Source organism: Halobacteriovorax sp. RT-2-4, assembly GCF_047085445.1.
In the GTDB taxonomy this organism is placed as follows: Bacteria; Bdellovibrionota; Bacteriovoracia; order Bacteriovoracales; family Bacteriovoracaceae; genus Halobacteriovorax_A.
The window spans coordinates 191,135-207,999 of sequence record NZ_JBKIXY010000001.1 but is presented as its reverse complement, the minus strand read 5'-3'; the positions used below and the strand labels follow the sequence as shown (position 1 = coordinate 207,999).

The following is a 16,865-nucleotide window of genomic DNA, read 5'->3' as shown; positions in this document are numbered from 1 at the left end:
ATGAATTAAACTAACGATTAAGCGCTTAAGGTTATATTAACCAATAACTTTTCGCGTTAGAAACTCAAGATCACCTTCGGAAATAAGACTCTTTGGAACGTGGGCAACAAGTTCACGTGCAAAGTCTAAACGATCCTGATCGACTGGAGTATCAATAAGGAATTCAAATTCTTCTTCGTGCGTTAATGGCTTGTCAGAGCTTCTAACATTAAGAACTTTTCCTGTCTGAATCCCTTCGCCATCAGTCCACTCTAGAATAGAGTCCATCATAAGGATTTGAATTTTTGAAATTTCACCATCTCTGTGGTGCCATATGAAAATCTCAAATGGCCCGTCACAACGAAGCCAAGTCTTAAGTCCCACAGGAAGCTCAAGCTGCTCATCATATTCGTGAATTGGTCTAAGATTTTTTGAAACATTAGCAACTGATAGAAAGTTTAAAAGCGTCTTGTCAAAGATATCATCTTTAATGAACTCAATTCCAAGATTGTCTTTTTCAACTCTTCTTACAATACATTTTACTTTTACTTTTTGGTCATACCAGTGAATCTCTCCAGAGAATTTATCTTCCATCTGCGCGCCTAAATCACCATCACTAAGTGTTAGACTCATTCCACCATATGAAATATCTCGAACTTGATAATTTTTCGAATTATCTTCTCTTTTAAAAACTAAGTAACTAAAAGGAAAACGTGGAAACACACGCTTTTCAATAGATTGGTGACCTGTTTTAATAAGATTGAGATGCTTTTTCATAGCTCGAGTTATCCTTTTATTCGATTTAAGTAATTTATGTTAATTATTATAGACGTTTATGGGCCGAAGGTTTAAAGTTTAATAAATAGGAAAAATCTTCATTGAGTAAATATGTCGGAAAATAAAATGCAAAACTCACATAATACTGTCTCGCAAAAGGAAATTCTCAGTGAATGGGAAATCGATAATCTCCCCAATCGCCTTACAATTTTCCGAGTTGCACTCATCCCCGTTATTTGCCTGACCCTTTACCTCTGTTTATTCGAAGAAAATATTTTTAAGGCCACTGTTAAAACACTTGGCTATATTGCGGCATGGACATTTGTCCTCGCATCATTCACAGACTTTCTAGATGGCTATATAGCTCGCAAAAGAAATATCGTTACTGTGTTTGGCTCATTTCTTGATCCAATTGCAGATAAGTTCCTTGTTGTCTCATCTCTTATTCTTTTACAGGCCCTCGATCGCGTCAACGTGATTGTTGTCATTGTTTTAGTTGTGCGTGAAATGTATATGACAGCGCTTCGTCTACTTGCGATGGAAAAAGGCCTAAAAGTAAGTGTTAACCAACTTGGAAAATGGAAGACAACATTTCAAATGATGGCCATTCCAATGCTTATGGCCTGGGATAAACCATTTGGTTTCTCATTCCCATTAGTAGGGACAATACTTATTTACCTTTCGTTCGTTTTTTCTGTTTTCTCGGCCCTAGTTTATACCTTTGGCTTATTTAAGAAGATTTCAGAAGTAAGAAAAGAGCGAAAGCAAAAATAAATAGAAGGATCAGCCATGCCAAATAGCTTAGAAAACGGAATAAAAGAAATCATTATCACCGTATCAGGACAAGACCGTCCAGGTATTACAGCTGGCCTCATGAAAGTTATCAGTGAGAACAATACTGATATAACTGATATCAACCAAGCAATTACACATAACTTATTGTCGCTATCTTTTGTTATTAAGATGAGTGAGAAGAAAGGTGAAAATCAAAATGTTCTTAAAGAACTACTTTTCACGGCCCATGAAATGGGACTTAAACTTGAGTATTCGATTGTAAGTGCAGAGACAACTTATAAAACTCCTTATAATAGCTTTATCTTAAATTGTGTTGCGCCAAAGAAGATCTCTGCAAATTTTATCGCTGATGTTGCCCAATGCTTAGCACATAACGATATTAACATTTACCGAATTGATAATGTATCAAAAGAAGGCTTTAACTCTCTTGAGGTTCTAACTGACGTACCTGAGAAAGTTGGCTTAAATAAGGTAAAGTCCGATCTACTTAATATAAGCAATCGTCATCATACAGATATTGCTTTCATCCGTGATGACGTCTTTAGACGCTCAAAAAGACTTATCGTCTTTGATATGGACTCAACACTAATTCAGGCCGAAGTCATTGATGAGCTTGCAAAGGTGCACGGAATAGGGGCCAAGGTTTCAGAAATCACAGAAAGAGCAATGAATGGTGAGATTGATTTTAATCAATCTCTCATTGAACGCGTCTCACATTTAAAAGGCTTAAGCGAGAAGACACTACAAGATATTTCTTTAAATCTGCCTCTTACAGATGGTGTTGAAGACTTTATTCGCACAGTAAAGAAATATGGATACAAAGTTGCTGTCATCTCTGGTGGCTTCACTTACTTTGCTAATTACCTAAAAGAGAAATTAGACCTCGATTATGCGTTTGCTAATGAACTTGAAATTGAGGGTGGCGAGCTCACTGGACGTGTAAAAGGAACAATTATTAACGCTGACCAGAAGGCCGTTCTTGTTAACCTTATTGCTCAACAAGAAAATATTTCGCTTGAACAAGTTGTTGCTATTGGGGACGGTGCAAATGATCTTCCAATGCTAGCGCAGGCCGGCCTAGGAATCGCCTTCCATGCAAAAGACATCGTGCGTAAAAATGCTCAAAATCACATGAGTCACGGACCAATGACATCTATCTTGTACTTCCTAGGTATTCCAGGGCCAGATTCAAAACAATAAGTATTGTGATTGTTAGAAATTTTATAGGTGAACTAGTTAACAAAACCTTAATTTTTCATTGGCGGGCCAAGACTAATTTGATAAAAAGCTCTTATGCGTGAAATGTTACAATCAAAAATTCACAAGGCCGTGGTTACACAGGCCGACTTAAATTACATCGGTTCAATTACGATTGATGAAGAGTTGCTTGAGCTTGTCGATTTATGGCCAGGACAAAAAGTTCTTATCGTCTCTAATACGAATGGAGCGCGCTTAGAAACTTATGTTATCAAAGGCGAACGTGGTTCAGGAGAGATTTGTCTAAATGGTGCTGCCGCTCATCTTATAAATGTGGGCCACGAAGTTATCATTATTGGTTTTCAAATGACTGACCAAAAAGATATTAGACCAAAACAGATCTTAGTCGATAAGAATAATAAATTTATTCAATACCTCTAATTTTTTTAGCTATGCTACAATAGTAGTTATGTTACTAAAGCTAAGTAAGAAGCATGACCTCTTTGAGGCCAGCAAAAATATTGATAATTACTTATCCGTAGAAAATCTCGAATTCTCACTTAAGCACTCGTGTCACATCATAATCGACTGTGCAAAACTATCGTCTTTAAGAAAGCTATATATCTACGCCCAAGCTCAGTGCAAACTTACACTGAGTAATGCTCAAGAGCTTGAGATCTTAAAGCTCAAGGGTGTATGCAACTTACAAGAGCTAGCAGGAAGTCATCTTAAAAACTTAAAAATACTCCAATTAGCAAATTGCAATCTTACAATACTTCCTAATTGGTGCGTGGAACAAAGCAAGCTTGAAAGCCTTGAGCTACAAAACAATCAACTTACAACTCTTCCTAATGAGTTTGAGTGGCTCAAAGAACTTAGACGCTTAAATATCGATAACAACAAATTTGAGCAAGTGCCACGAGTCCTTGCAACAATAGAGAAGCTACACCACCTTTCATGTGACAATAATGAAATCACTGATGAAAATCTTTATGATTTTAGAAGACTCAAAAATAGCTAAACTTCTGGCCTAATACGACTTGATGCTTTTCGGATTCGATCAATTAAAGTTTCTAATAAATCTCTAAACCACTTAGGTTGCTTACTTAAATAAGCTTCAAATTTAACTGAAGGGATGACTATTAGCCTTGAGTTTGTCAGTGCCTTGATCGTGGCACAACGTGGCCCTCGATCAAAGAAACTCATCTCACCAACTAACTCTCCAGGAAAGATCGTTCCAATCTTAACCTCTTGGTCATTTCTAACTTTATAGACCCCAAGAGTTCCCTCTTCGAGGATATAGATTTCTGTACTCTCATCACCTTCACGAATAAGATATTGATTAGCATTAATGAATAAATTAGTTGGGCTACTCATATCACTATCCTTTTAAACTTTTATCTTTTCATTAGTTGAACGAAGGCGATCGGCCAAGGTCTTCATCATACTCTGTAACCATTTAGGCCTCGACTCGATAAACTCATTGAATTTTTGTGCATCAAAAATCTCAAGCTCACAATCAGTAATGGCCTTAACAGTGGCACAACGAGTTCTCTTATCAAGAAAACTTACTTCACCGACAAATTCACCACTATAAATCGTTCCTATCTGTTTCTGTTCACCTTCAACATCTTTATAGACGGCCAGCGTGCCTTCTTTTAAGAGGTACATACAACTACTTTCCTCGCCTTCATTGATGATGGCCTCACCTGGAATAATATGAATAGTCTCTCTCATTTCTTCTCCGATAAGCTAAACAAAGAGAATACGGTGACATTCCTTAATAAATTCGCTTTGCTGCTGAGTAAGTTTAAAATCTGGTCTTGATAAATAATAATCCTTGTCGACGATTAGATCAATTAAAGAAGGATTTTCTGGATTACAAGCAATAACTTTAGCGTACTTAGCTGTTACCAAGTAGTCTGCGACCTTGAATGAAAACTTAGGAGTTGCACCGTAAACCCAGTCCCAACTCATATTTGACTGAATCTTTTCCATCAGGGAATCGATCATACAAATATCTTGTTCAGCTAATTCAAAGGCCTCGCTCTGGGTATTATAATTGAACTCAAAAGACTTCTTAATGGCAGAAACAATAACTGACTCATTAATATCAGCATTTACTTGCTTCAGATTTATCACCTGTGAAGGAACAGACTTAACTCCCATGGCCGCTTCGGCCGTAAGTTTCGAGCGCAGAAGATCATTTAACTGATTAAGGTTAGCATCAATTAAAAGCGTTCCATGATGAAGGGCACTATGTTTTGTTTCTTTAAAGGCACAACCTGATATTTTATAATCCACTTCATTATGTATAAGCCTAAGATCATGACGATGATTTTCAAAAGCATCAATGCCCAAAGACTTAAGTCCTGATACAATAATGGAAGCGTTCTTAGATTTATCGTAAGCAGACTTAGGGCAAATGAAGGAGTAGTTTAAATTACCTAGGTCATGATAAACACAGCCCCCACCACTTTGTCTTCTAACAAGATTAATCCCAAGCTCTCTTATTTTTTTTACCTGACACTCAATCCATGGATTTTGAAATTTCCCCATCACAATACTTGGAGCACTCTTCCAAAGAATGAGAATTTGCTCATGACTATTATCAAGCTGATGTTTACGAAACAAATAATCTTCAAATGCTAAATTGACATAGGGATTAGTTGAATGGATATAGTAGAATTTAATTGGAGTAGAGGCCATGTGATGAGCTTATTATTCCTCACTTAAGCGTTCAATGACACTTGCATCCAGGCCACTTACATCAAATTCCTTAAGCGCACGAGTTGACTTACGACATAAGTTTAGCTTTTCAAGTAATCCTTCACTCTGATCAGGAAAAGACTCATCCTGTAATTGAATCTCTTCGATTGTTTGCTCAAAAGGTGCACAACCATTTTTTAAGATAACGAAAGAAAGATACTTAGATATAGGAAGCTCTTCAAGATTAGTGCGAGAACTAATAACAGAGATATACTCTTTACTTTTTTCTTTAAGAGAGTCTAACTGACGTGATAACTCGAGCTCAGTATTCATTAGAGGTCGAGCAAAAGTTGCAGAAGTTATAAATGTTAAAAATAGGGCAAAGAGAGTACTTAAATTATTAAATCTAGCTAGGCCCATAGAGTCTATTATTTTCATATGTAATTCCTTTTACATAGCTGCTATTTTGACTCAATTTGTCTTATTTGGCAACGTCTTGGCAAATTTTAATACTTCCGCAAAATTATTTGCCAAATATTTCACACCTTCTAAAGGATAGCGATTCTTTAGATGAATCGTTTCGAGAAGAGGAAAGTTGAGTTGATCACTTTGTTTATCCCCTACCATATATGATTTTTTCAAATCAACAGCAAAGTCAAAACAAGCTTCTAGCAGCATCCCAGGGTGAGGTTTTCTTAAAAGAGAATGGTACTTATACTGACCAACACCCTTTAGAAACTCAAATGGAGCAATATAGAAAGCATCAATTAAATGATGAAGTGATTCATTTAATGCACTATTAAATTTTTCAACATCAGTATACTCAAACATACCTTTTGATACACCTGACTGATTTGTCAGAACAATCTTAAGCCTAGTCTTATTGTAATCATCTAGTAGAAACTCGTAGGCCCCTGAGACTAATTCGAGTTCTTCAATTTTATGAACATAAGAATGGTCGATATTTAATACTCCATCACGATCTAGAAAGAGCGCCTCTTTATAATCGCTATCTTTAAAGTAGCGCTTTAGAACAGGCATAATTTCTTTTGAAAAATTTGGCATTCCCACTGGATCAATTTGATCGATATAAAAAACACCACTAGCACTATAATAATCAGCACAAACAGAGATATCTCTCACATCTGGAAAGAATTTTTCACAGGCCTCAAGCTCATCTCTATCGAGATTTAACTTAGAAAGGTAGTAGTATTCGCAATTACCTTTTTTTGGCATTTCAAAAAGATTAAAAAGATCAGGTTTCACACTACTTTTTGTCGTAATTAAGAGTACTGCTTTATTATCATTCAAGTATGCTCGTAATTGGGAGTCGCCAGAGAATTCATGAATTTCAAATTTTCCAGAGTCACCAAAGCATTCTTTAATTTCTTGAAAGTCTCTCTGACATAATACAATATCAAACATATTAATCCTTTTTGTAGTCAAATTTCATCGAACAATTAATCTTGTACGATGGCGCTGTAAACTTATTCATAGGTTTTACACGAATCTGTAGTTTATCGTTTTCAATCTCAATATTAAATGAAGAGATCTCCGGATTAAGTTCACAGATAGAGATTTTAGCGGCCTGGGCATAATTGACAACGTGGCAAAAATCTAATTTATAACTATTGTGTTTATAAAAACATATCCCTTGAACAACATCTTTATTGCCTAGGCCCATAAGTGGCAATAGCGACGAAATAAATTTATCTTTATCCTTTTCCAGTAATCCTGAAAATATATCGTGATAATGTTTGATTAAGCTTCGATACAGTTCAAATAGATCCTCGCGGTCCTCTCCTTCAAGCTCCCCAGGAAGTTGGGTCATCTCCCATTGCGAATCAAAACGTCCACTGTACTCAAGATCATAGCGTTCATAGAGCTTTCTATTAAAGCGAGAAAATTCCTGATCGATATATTCATTCAATGTATGTTGAGTAAAATCAATATCTGAGTAAGACTTGAAATACTTTTGGAAAATACTTTTAGCTCCGGCCGATTTAGTTGTGATATTGGCCCCACTCTTAACTAACTTTAAGCTAATAGGAATAATTCGCACTTCATCATCAATTTTCACTTGAGCAACAATATCTGCTTCATGGAGTTGTGACTTTATCAGATGATCACTTAACTTTCCAACAACTGTAATATTGGTAATATCACCTTTTATATTTACATTTATAGCCCTGGCCATCTCTCTAGCAAGTTTTGGAAGTTCATCCAAAAGAGTACGCGCATGAAGCCTTAACCAACTTTCATATTCGCGCATCATTCTCATTAGCTCTTGATCAATATTTTTAAGAAAATTTGCTTCTATTTTATTTAAAACGGAAATTTCCTTGGCAACGAGAAACTCAAAAAGATTACCTTTGATCTCGTTTTTCAAAGCTTCAAGTTGTGTACGGTTATGAATTTCTTTGAAATTATTAATGAATTGGTTATTGCCAGAGCTCGTAGACACTTAATTTCCTTAACTCGTTAAGCTGCAAAAAAATATGTTTTTTTTTGTGGCCAAGTGAGTATCTCTTTATTATTCTTTCTTCAATAAATGTATCTCAACACTACTGGAATGTCATGATTGGATTTCCATCTATTCTGGAAGGAATAGAAGATTTAAACCGCGAGCAAGTTGAGCAACTCCTCCACCGCGCCCAGGAACTTAAATTAGGTTCCCCGGCAAGACTTCCCCTTAAAAGAAAAATTTCAGTCGCAACATCTTTTCTTGAGAATTCAACACGAACAAAATTATCATTTGAAATGGCCATCAAGAAACTTGAAGGTATTCATATTAATTTCGATGCTGAGAAATCTTCTCTCAAAAAAGGCGAATCTCTCGAACAAACTCTATTAACTCTCTTCTATCAAGGTATTGATATTTGTATTGTTCGTACAACAGAGACAAAGCTACTGGAGCAATTTAAGGATTACCCGCCAATTAAGATAATTAATGGTGGAGATGGAACAAATCAGCACCCAACCCAGGCCCTTCTCGACTTATTCACGCTAAAAGAATATTTCAAAGGCGAGCTTGCTGGTAAGAAAGTTTGTATTGTTGGAGACTGCACTCATTCAAGAGTAACTCATTCACTTATGGATTTACTTCCACTATTTGGCATCGAGATCACACTGTGTGGACCAAAAGAGTTTATGCCTGCCCAACTGCCAGATAATAAACTAATTAAAATAAGTGATGATCTTGATGAGACGCTTAAGAATAGTGATGCGATTTATCTTCTTAGAATTCAAAATGAGCGACATGAGAAGAGCTTTGATATGTCGACATATAACCTTCAATGGGGAATCAATGTGGAGCGTCTTTTAAGTATTGGAAAGACCGCACCAATTTTTCACCCAGGCCCTGCAAATATCGGAATTGAAGTTGACAGTGAAATCGTTAACTCAGACCTCTGGATGGCCCATAAGCAAGTTGAAAACTCTATCTATATTCGAATGGCAATTATTGAGGCCATGATAACTAATGGCGACACTAAAATTGGTGCTCGTTATAATCATATCTCAGCACTAAAAGGACTAACGGAAAATGACGAAAGCAAAGTTTGATAGGCACGCACTCCTATCTCAATCCCAAGAATTACTCTTTCAAAAATCTCTTAAAACGACTCCTATTTTCCTTCATTTTCCTGACCAAACAATTTTTAAAGCCTATATTAATCTCGACAAAAATGACACTCGTCTAAAAGATGGCATCTTTGGAGAGGCCGCATTTACAACAGGAATGAGTGGGTATCAAGAAACAGCAACTGATCCATCTTTTCTAGGTCAACATATTATTTATACAACTGCTCACGTAGGAAATTATGAATTCAATGAAGAAGTCTCTCAAGGCCTAAACTCCACAAAACCTTATGCCACAAGCCTAATTGCAAGAAACTTCTCTTATAATAAATTTTTAGAAAATTGTGACTTACCACTTATAAGTGATGTCGATACAAGGGCGCTAACAAAATATCTTTCATGTAAATCAAAAGATCATCGCTGCCTAATAACGACAACAGAGCAAGCGCCAAATTTTTCAGATTACAACCTAGAGTGCAATGAGCTTTCAAAAGTTTCATCTAAAGTGAAGAAAGTTATTAGAGATGGAGATAATCCAATTGTCGTTATCGACTACGGAATTAAAAAGGCCATCGTAAATTATATAAAAGATTTAGGTTACCCTCTTGTGGTTGTACCACATAATACGCCAGCACATGAAGTTGAGGAATATAGACCAAGGATGGTCTTCTTATCTAATGGCCCAGGAGACCCTAAGCTTTATAAAGAAGAAATCAATACTGTAAGAGATTTACTTAAAACAGATATTCCAATTCGTGGAATTTGCCTAGGCCACCAACTAATAGGTCTGGCATGTGAAATGGAAACAATCAAGCTTCCTTTCGGACAAAGAGGCGCTAATCACCCTGTCTATTCTCATTATAACCAAGAACTTCTTATCACAAGTCAAAATCATGGTTATGCAATTGAAAAAGAATCTTTTGAGAGCAAGAGATTGGAAAATCAATTTGGGCTTAAGTTATTTTGTGAGTACACTTCACTATTTGATCGCTCTCTTGAAGGACTCAGAAGTTATGACTCAAGAGTTAGAAGTGTACAATTTCACCCAGAATCAAACCCTGGCCCAAAAGATGCGTCCATATTCTTTAGTGAGATCAAGGAGTATCTCCAAAATGGAGCACAGGAAATTACTCCTGAAGAAATCACGGATATTCCTGAGTATCACGAAGGAGAACTCAACTCACCATATAAGAAGATCCTATTAATTGGTTCAGGCCCTATTAAAATTGGACAAGCTTCAGAGTTTGACTACAGTGGGACACAGGCCCTTAAGTCATTAAGAGAGCTAGGTTTTGAAGTAGTACTTCTTAATTCAAACCCTGCAACAATCATGACAGATAAGGATATGAGTCATCGTACTTATATCGAGCCAATTACCAAAGAGACGATTAAAAAAATCATACTAAAAGAAAAGGTTGACGCTGTTCTTTCCACAATGGGAGGCCAAACAGCACTAAATATGTGTATTGATCTAGAGAAGGAAAACTTCCTAAAAGATCACGCAGTTGCGCTCTTAGGGGCCAATATTGATACTATTGAAAAAACTGAAGATCGTGAGCTCTTTGCAAAAGAGCTGGATAAGCTTGGCTACAAATCTGGAAAGAGATTTAGTGCAAAAAGTTTTAATCACGCACTAGAGTTAGCTGATGACCAAGTGAAGTTTCCACTGATTATAAGAAGAGACTTTGCCCTTGGAGGTAAAGGAGCGGCACTTGTTCACAATTTAGAAGAACTGGCACAAACTCTTTCTTCAAGTGATATTAAATTCCCAATCACTATGGAGAAGTCATTACTGGGCTGGAAAGAGCTTGAGCTTGAAGTTATGGTTGATAAGAACCGCTGTGGTGTTGTCATTTGCTCAATTGAGAATATCGACCCTTGTGGAATTCACACAGGAGACTCAATTACTGTTGCACCCGCACAAACGATTTCAGATCACTGCTATCAGCAATTAAGAACAATGTCGCTAAACATTGCCAAGCATATGAATGTTGTTGCAGGTGGCGCCAACGTACAATTTGCAGTTAATCCAAAAGATGAAAATGATATCGTTGTTATCGAAATGAATCCTCGCGTTTCACGCTCATCGGCACTTGCCTCAAAGGCAACAGGATATCCAATTGCAAAAATTTCGGCCGGACTTGCTGTAGGTTTAACACTATTTGAAATTCTTAACGATATTACACGTATCTCACCTGTTGCATTCGAGCCTACGCTAGACTATGTGGCGATTAAGATTCCAATCTTCCCATTTAATAAGTTCCCTTCAAGCTCTCAAATCCTCGGTCCCCAAATGAGATCAGTTGGAGAAGTTTTAGCTCTTGGAGGAAGTTTCAATGAAGCTTTTATGAAAGCTTTAAGAGCAACAGAGCAAGGACTTGAGATTCCAAGTCTTGAGCAGCTTAAGACGACACCATATCCGATAACACAAGACTACTTACTAGAGCGATTAAAGAATCAAAGAGAATTATCACTACTTACTGTTTTAGAAGCGCTAAGATTTGGGATATCGCCACAAAAGATTCATGAAGTAAGTGCGATTACTCCTTGGTTTATCGATCAAATGGTTTGCTTCTTAGATAAGGAATTGCAGTTAAAAGAAGATTCACAAATAATCAACAACCAAGACGAACTCTATGAATTAAAGAAATTCGGTTTCTCAGATAAGTACCTGGCCCTTCTTTCTGGAAAAAGCCAGGAGCAAATTCTCGACAAAAGAATTGAAGCTGGAATAAGGCCAGTCTTTAAGGCCGTTGATACATGTTCGGGGGAATTTAATGCCCTAACACCATACTTCTACTCGACTTATACACAATTTAATGATGTTCAAAGAATTAGCGAAGAGAGTTGTGCAATCTTTGGCTCAGGGCCAAACCGAATCGGACAAGGTATTGAGTTTGATTATTCATGTGTAAAAAGTGCTAAAGAGCTTAAAGAGCAAGGTATTAAATCAATTCTTCTTAACTCTAATCCTGAAACAGTTTCAACTGATTATGATAGCTCAGACAGACTCTACCTGAGCCCACTATTTTCAGAAGATCTTTATGAGATTCTAACTTTTGAAAACCCTACTCATGTTATTACATCATTTAGTGGGCAGACAGGAATAAACATACGTGCTCATCTTGAGGCACCTTTTAGAACAAAACACCAAGAATTTAATTTTCTAGGCCCAAGTCTTGAACTTCTCGATACAGTTGAGGACCGTAAGCGCTTTGATCTTCTAACCAAAGAGATCGATCTTGCACATACAACATCAAGAGAAGTTAGAGGTTATAAAAACCTTATCAGTACAATTACAGAAATCGGTTATCCAGTTATTATAAGGCCTAGTTATGTAATTGGTGGTGAAAGTATGTTTATCTTTGAAGGGCCACAGGACATTGAAAACCTTCCAGAAGAAATTCTAAAATCCCTTCACGAAAACACTATCACTTTCCAAGTTGAAAATTATATTTCGAATGCTCTTGAGTATGATGTCGATCTTATTCGAGACAAAAATGGAAATACTGTTTTTACTATTTGTGAGCATATTGAATATGCAGGTGTTCACTCAGGGGATTCAGGAATGATCTCTCCTCCTGTAAAGGCCAGAGATGAAATAGTGGATAAAATGAGAAAACTTGCCACTGATATGGCCAATACAATGGAGATAACGGGACCAATTAATTTCCAATTTGCCCTTAAAAATGACGAGATCTACTGTATCGAGGCCAACCCAAGAGGTTCAAGAACAATCCCATTTCTATCAAAGGCCTATGATGTAAACCTTGCGGCCATCGCAACAAGAGCACTTCTAGGCAAAGAGATTAAAAACCATCACAATTTCAAAAGTGATTATAAGATTATTAAACAATCGACTTTTCCATTTGACCGTTTCGTACAAGACTCAATTATTCTTGGTCCAAAAATGAGATCAACTGGTGAAACTTTAGGGATTGATAAGAATGGGGATATCGCCATGATTAAGTCTTATCTTGGAAATTACCCAGATCTTCTAACTAAGAAGTCTGTTCTCCTATCTCTTGCGAGAAAAGATGATGAGCAATTGATTCAAAATATAAAAGAGCTAAATTCTCTAGGTTTTAAATTCTTTGCCACAAAGGGAACTTACTCATTCTTAAGTGATGAATGTGGAATCAAGGCAACACTAGTAGATAAACTTTCAGATGATGGGAGTAATATTGGAATGCTAGAGGCCATTAAGAATGAAGATCTTGCGATGGTTTTAAATACGCCTCTAAATCAAGGACGCTCAAAATCAGATGGTGAATTCATTAGAAACACGGCCATTCAATATGCAATCCCTTGTTTTACGAGAATTGAAAATATCAATGCTGTCTGTAAGGCCATTATTTCGGCCAACAAAGCTCAGGCAACACCGGTTAGCCTTCAGGAGATGACGAATGAATAAAACCTTTGTTGCCCTTGATGGAATGAATAGACAAGAGGTCTTAGATCTCTTGTCTAAGTATCCACAAATAAAAAATGTAAAAATTGGCCTTGAGTTATTTCTCCGCTACGGACGAGAGCTAGTTAAGGAAATAAAGGAAAAATTTAAAGTACAAATATTTCTTGATCTAAAGCTACATGACATTCCAACAACTGTTGCTAAAGCATGCAATGCTCTTGAGGGATTAGATATTCGCTTTCTCACTGTTCATGCAACGGGAGGCGCCGCGATGCTAAGTCTTGCTCAAGAAAGTATTTCAAAAGTAATTCCAGGTTGTGAGATTTTGGCGGTAACAATCCTAACCTCTCACGATCAAGATGATATTCAAAATATCTGGGGAAGATGTCACAAAGATGCGCTTATAAACTTACTCCAGGAAGTTAAGGCCTCAAGTGTTAGAGGGATTGTATGCTCAGGTCTTGATCTTGAGATTGTTAATTTCTTTGAAAATGAAAGTAATCTCAACTTTTCTAAAGTATGTCCGGGAATTAGACTTGATGGAGACCATGACGATCAGGTTAGAGTCATGACACCAGAGGCGGCCATAAAGGCGGGTGCTAACTATCTTGTGGTTGGCAGACCGATTACAAAGAATCCAGAGGTTTTACGAGAAAACCTCTTTCCTTGAAAATTTTCTTACATATCCCAGTAGCTCTCTTCTAGACTTTGTTCCTTAACAGGTAGGTTATGAGAAAGTCTAGGAGACTTCTGTTTCAAAACTTCATAACTTGTTCGGTTAGCATACTTACAAAGTTGGTGAATCGAAGAATAAGTTAGGTATTTCCCGTCATGCTTAATTGAATGAGGAAGCAGCTTTTGGTGATAAACATTGGCCGCAATATCGTGAAGAATGGCCGATAAAGCAGCATCCCCTGCACCATTAGTATTTTCAATATTCTCAGGCCCTCCCATAAAAGGATTAATATGAGAGTAAATTTTCATAGGCTCTTGGCAATCAACTTTTAACTGAGAACGTGAATATTCGAATTGGTTATAATTTTCAATCGACTTAGAATGTAGCTTATCTTTTGTTTCACGGGCCCTTGTCTGACAGGCCCAAGAGGCAATATAAAGCCCTCTTTCCCCATCTGTGATTAGAGCAAGATCAGTATAATCTAAAATTGATTCTCCTATTAGAAGTGGATCATCAATATCAAGAAGGGCCTGGGCCTCATCACGGTTCATCGCTAGAACATTTACATTCTCTCTAATGAATTCTTTGAAAAAGTGTGTATCACTTTCAATAAGAGAGCTTGTTCCAAGAGCAAAAACGACAGGTACATTATTTTCCTTAGCAATATTTACGGCCTTAAGAGTGGCCTTGAATAGAGGCGCATTGCGATCTCTTAATAAAAAAGCCGTCACAAGTAATGCACTAGAATTTTTAATAAGATCATCAGGAATAAACTCTTCAGTAAGTTGATTCATAATCCCCTTACCAATTGCAAAAGTTCGCTCCTTATCTGGAGTAATAAGACACATTGCCCTCGCCATCTTACCTGCACATGGCTGAAGATAGCTAAAGTCTACTTTTGAAGAAGTGCTACAAATATATTTAAAGGCGTAGTCACCTACTTTAATCGTTTCACAAATTGTTCCAAGAGCAAAAGATTGGTCGTCCGATAATACCGAGTAATTATGTAATGTATTACCAACGGCTCCACCAGCATACTGGCCAAGTATTCTTCCCTCTTCGTAAGAGCGCTGATACAAGTCTTCCACGTCCTTATCTGATAGAACATAAGACTCTCCGGCCTTAAGCTTAAATTCTTCGAGAAGCTCAAATGAAGCGTCGACTTCGATATCAACAAGCAGTTGATCGATACCAACAATATAAACATTTTCTTTGCGGTTAAAATCTGTTTCAAAAGAAAGTCGACCTTTAGCACTTACTGGGAAATAATGCTTTGATCTTCTCTTACCTGGAAATCTCATAAATAATCCTAAACTAATGTAGTCAAAAATTCTATTTTGATTATAATAGATATATGAAAAAACTTTTAGTGTTAATTTTTTCTCTTACTCAATTAAGTTCTCTCGCCTATCGTTTTGCTGTGACAAAATCACGCCAAACAATTGTTTATGCTGATGTAAATTTATCGGCACCAATTGGCTACATTCGAAGTGGCCGTAAAATCAAAGTTGGTGACAATGACTTAAAACAAGGCACGATTGTACCACTAGTTGTATCAGGAAAGATTGCATATGTGAGAACTAATGATATTAGTTACTCAATAGATGGCACTAAACTCGAGCACGTTCCAGAATTAACAGACCACGATGTAAAAACGATTTTCACTAATGATGCTCAAAGATTAAGAGAAAATAGCTTCTTCTCGCTAGACTATTCTAGACTTGAAGTTGGAACTGACTGGGATAGCTTTCAAGCACAATATGCCAACGAGACTTCACCTGCTTTTAATCGTATAAATCTTGCGATTGAATACAGAGACCCAAAACATCGCCATGGCTTTAAAATTTCTCTTGGCTATCTTTTTGCCTCCGCAACTTATAGCTCAATCAACAGCATTCTCGGAGAACTACAGTACCAATATCGCTTCATTAATCGAAATAGCTTTGTAGCAGAAGGCTACTTTGGTGCAATCTTAACCGGTGATTTTGAACAAGAGAACTTCGGTGAAAAAGCAACAGGTATGGCCTATGGTTATAATATTGGTGGCCGTATAAGGATTGCTCCGTACTCAAGAATTGGCTTCTACGGACAGGCCGGGATATCGACTTTATATACTAGTTCAATGGATACTCTTGTCACAGAGACTGTTTCATCTGTAGGTGGTGTGACAATCGGTGCTGGAATAAGCTTTCGCCTCTAGCTCAAAGAGCTAGAAGCATTTAATTGAATTATTTTCGCCGTTTTCATTTCTATAACTAATAAAAATCTGATCAAGATTCTCATCGTAATCTACTTTAACAAGATAATTGTCAAATACACCTGAGAACATATAACGACTTTTCATTGAAACAAAAACAGAAAGATAAATTGTACTATCACTAGGACTTTCTTGATCGAAGTTATTAAGAGAGTAAATATTAAATTTCAGCTCATCTTCGGCAATCGATAAAGCTGACTTCTGTCCATCTAAACATACTTTCTTGTAATCTCTTTTAATTACATCGATTACAATATCTTCAATTTCATCAGCACCCCAACCAGTCTTAGCACCCCATCCAGTTTTAAAATCAATATCAATTTGATTTCCTTTGTACATGAAAGGGTTCTCACTTGAAATAAGTGCGAAAGTATTAAATGAGATAAGAATAGATAGTAAAATTGATTTTAGCATTTCAGTCCCTTATGTATGATGGGGATATTTATCCTATATTCAAGCATTTTCATCAAGTATGTGTGTAATAT

General features: G+C 36.8%; 17 protein-coding genes. 8 read left to right on the top strand and 9 right to left on the bottom strand.

Features of this window, described 5'->3' with window-relative positions:
• Positions 1 to 36: 36 nt before the first annotated feature.
• Positions 37 to 756 carry a PilZ domain-containing protein gene (locus ACMAYL_RS00985; RefSeq protein ID WP_103217131.1) on the bottom strand — a complete coding sequence of 240 codons (720 nt, stop codon included), beginning with the start codon at positions 754 to 756 and terminating at the stop codon, positions 37 to 39.
• Positions 757 to 867: 111 nt separating this feature from the next.
• On the opposite strand from ACMAYL_RS00985, the gene pgsA reads away from it, so the two are divergent.
• From pgsA to ACMAYL_RS00965, 4 genes are all read left to right on the top strand, one after another.
• Complete coding sequence (pgsA, locus tag ACMAYL_RS00980) at positions 868 to 1,530, top strand: CDP-diacylglycerol--glycerol-3-phosphate 3-phosphatidyltransferase (RefSeq protein WP_103217130.1); 663 nt, start codon at positions 868 to 870, stop codon at positions 1,528 to 1,530.
• A gap of 15 nt (positions 1,531 to 1,545) precedes the next feature.
• Complete coding sequence (serB, locus tag ACMAYL_RS00975) at positions 1,546 to 2,751, top strand: phosphoserine phosphatase SerB (RefSeq protein ID WP_103217129.1); 1,206 nt, start codon at positions 1,546 to 1,548, stop codon at positions 2,749 to 2,751.
• Between the two features lie 93 nt (positions 2,752 to 2,844).
• Complete coding sequence (gene panD, locus ACMAYL_RS00970) at positions 2,845 to 3,189, top strand: aspartate 1-decarboxylase (protein WP_021267374.1); 345 nt, start codon at positions 2,845 to 2,847, stop codon at positions 3,187 to 3,189.
• Between the two features lie 28 nt (positions 3,190 to 3,217).
• Positions 3,218 to 3,769, top strand: a complete 552-nt coding sequence (locus ACMAYL_RS00965) for a leucine-rich repeat domain-containing protein (RefSeq protein ID WP_412462556.1) — start codon at positions 3,218 to 3,220, stop codon at positions 3,767 to 3,769.
• Here ACMAYL_RS00965 and ACMAYL_RS00960 read toward each other — a convergent pair.
• From ACMAYL_RS00960 to ACMAYL_RS00935, 6 genes are read right to left on the bottom strand one after another with little or no spacing between them, the layout of a single operon-like run.
• Positions 3,766 to 4,125 (bottom strand): Crp/Fnr family transcriptional regulator, encoded by a 360-nt coding sequence (locus ACMAYL_RS00960; RefSeq protein ID WP_412470593.1) that lies wholly within the window; start codon positions 4,123 to 4,125, stop codon positions 3,766 to 3,768. The genes ACMAYL_RS00965 and ACMAYL_RS00960 overlap by 4 nt on opposite strands.
• A 12-nt stretch (positions 4,126 to 4,137) precedes the next feature.
• Positions 4,138 to 4,485, bottom strand: a complete 348-nt coding sequence (locus ACMAYL_RS00955; RefSeq protein ID WP_392992088.1) for a Crp/Fnr family transcriptional regulator — start codon at positions 4,483 to 4,485, stop codon at positions 4,138 to 4,140.
• 15 nt (positions 4,486 to 4,500) lie between these two features.
• The gene (locus ACMAYL_RS00950) at positions 4,501 to 5,457 is read right to left on the bottom strand and encodes a lipoate--protein ligase (RefSeq protein ID WP_412469492.1); all 957 of its coding nucleotides are present in this window, start codon (positions 5,455 to 5,457) and stop codon (positions 4,501 to 4,503) included.
• 12 nt (positions 5,458 to 5,469) lie between these two features.
• On the bottom strand, positions 5,470 to 5,895 hold the full coding sequence (locus tag ACMAYL_RS00945; protein WP_103217124.1) for a hypothetical protein: 426 nt from the start codon (positions 5,893 to 5,895) through the stop codon (positions 5,470 to 5,472).
• Between the two features lie 33 nt (positions 5,896 to 5,928).
• Complete coding sequence (locus ACMAYL_RS00940) at positions 5,929 to 6,882, bottom strand: HAD-IIIA family hydrolase (protein WP_412470592.1); 954 nt, start codon at positions 6,880 to 6,882, stop codon at positions 5,929 to 5,931.
• Position 6,883: 1 nt separating this feature from the next.
• On the bottom strand, positions 6,884 to 7,921 hold the full coding sequence (locus ACMAYL_RS00935) for a hypothetical protein (RefSeq protein ID WP_412462554.1): 1,038 nt from the start codon (positions 7,919 to 7,921) through the stop codon (positions 6,884 to 6,886).
• A gap of 113 nt (positions 7,922 to 8,034) precedes the next feature.
• Here ACMAYL_RS00935 and ACMAYL_RS00930 point away from each other — a divergent pair, with 113 nt between their 5' ends.
• From ACMAYL_RS00930 to pyrF, 3 genes are read left to right on the top strand one after another with little or no spacing between them, the layout of a single operon-like run.
• Positions 8,035 to 9,021, top strand: a complete 987-nt coding sequence (locus tag ACMAYL_RS00930) for an aspartate carbamoyltransferase catalytic subunit (RefSeq protein WP_412469489.1) — start codon at positions 8,035 to 8,037, stop codon at positions 9,019 to 9,021.
• Positions 9,002 to 13,450: a carbamoyl-phosphate synthase large subunit gene (gene carB, locus ACMAYL_RS00925; protein ID WP_412470591.1), complete on the top strand. Its 4,449-nt coding sequence runs from the start codon at positions 9,002 to 9,004 to the stop codon at positions 13,448 to 13,450. The genes ACMAYL_RS00930 and carB overlap by 20 nt, the downstream gene beginning before the upstream one ends.
• Positions 13,443 to 14,117 (top strand): orotidine-5'-phosphate decarboxylase, encoded by a 675-nt coding sequence (gene pyrF, locus ACMAYL_RS00920; RefSeq protein ID WP_412469487.1) that lies wholly within the window; start codon positions 13,443 to 13,445, stop codon positions 14,115 to 14,117. Before carB ends, pyrF begins: the two co-directional genes overlap by 8 nt.
• Before the next feature lie 8 nt (positions 14,118 to 14,125).
• Here pyrF and ACMAYL_RS00915 read toward each other — a convergent pair whose 3' ends face one another.
• On the bottom strand, positions 14,126 to 15,424 hold the full coding sequence (locus ACMAYL_RS00915) for an inosine/guanosine kinase (RefSeq protein WP_103217118.1): 1,299 nt from the start codon (positions 15,422 to 15,424) through the stop codon (positions 14,126 to 14,128).
• 53 nt (positions 15,425 to 15,477) lie between these two features.
• Between ACMAYL_RS00915 and ACMAYL_RS00910 the strand changes: the two genes are divergently transcribed.
• A complete protein-coding gene (locus ACMAYL_RS00910) occupies positions 15,478 to 16,323 on the top strand; it encodes a hypothetical protein (RefSeq protein WP_103217117.1) in 846 nt (281 codons plus the stop codon).
• 9 nt (positions 16,324 to 16,332) lie between these two features.
• Here ACMAYL_RS00910 and ACMAYL_RS00905 read toward each other — a convergent pair whose 3' ends face one another.
• On the bottom strand, positions 16,333 to 16,794 hold the full coding sequence (locus ACMAYL_RS00905) for a hypothetical protein (RefSeq protein WP_412470590.1): 462 nt from the start codon (positions 16,792 to 16,794) through the stop codon (positions 16,333 to 16,335).
• Positions 16,795 to 16,865: the final 71 nt, after the last annotated feature.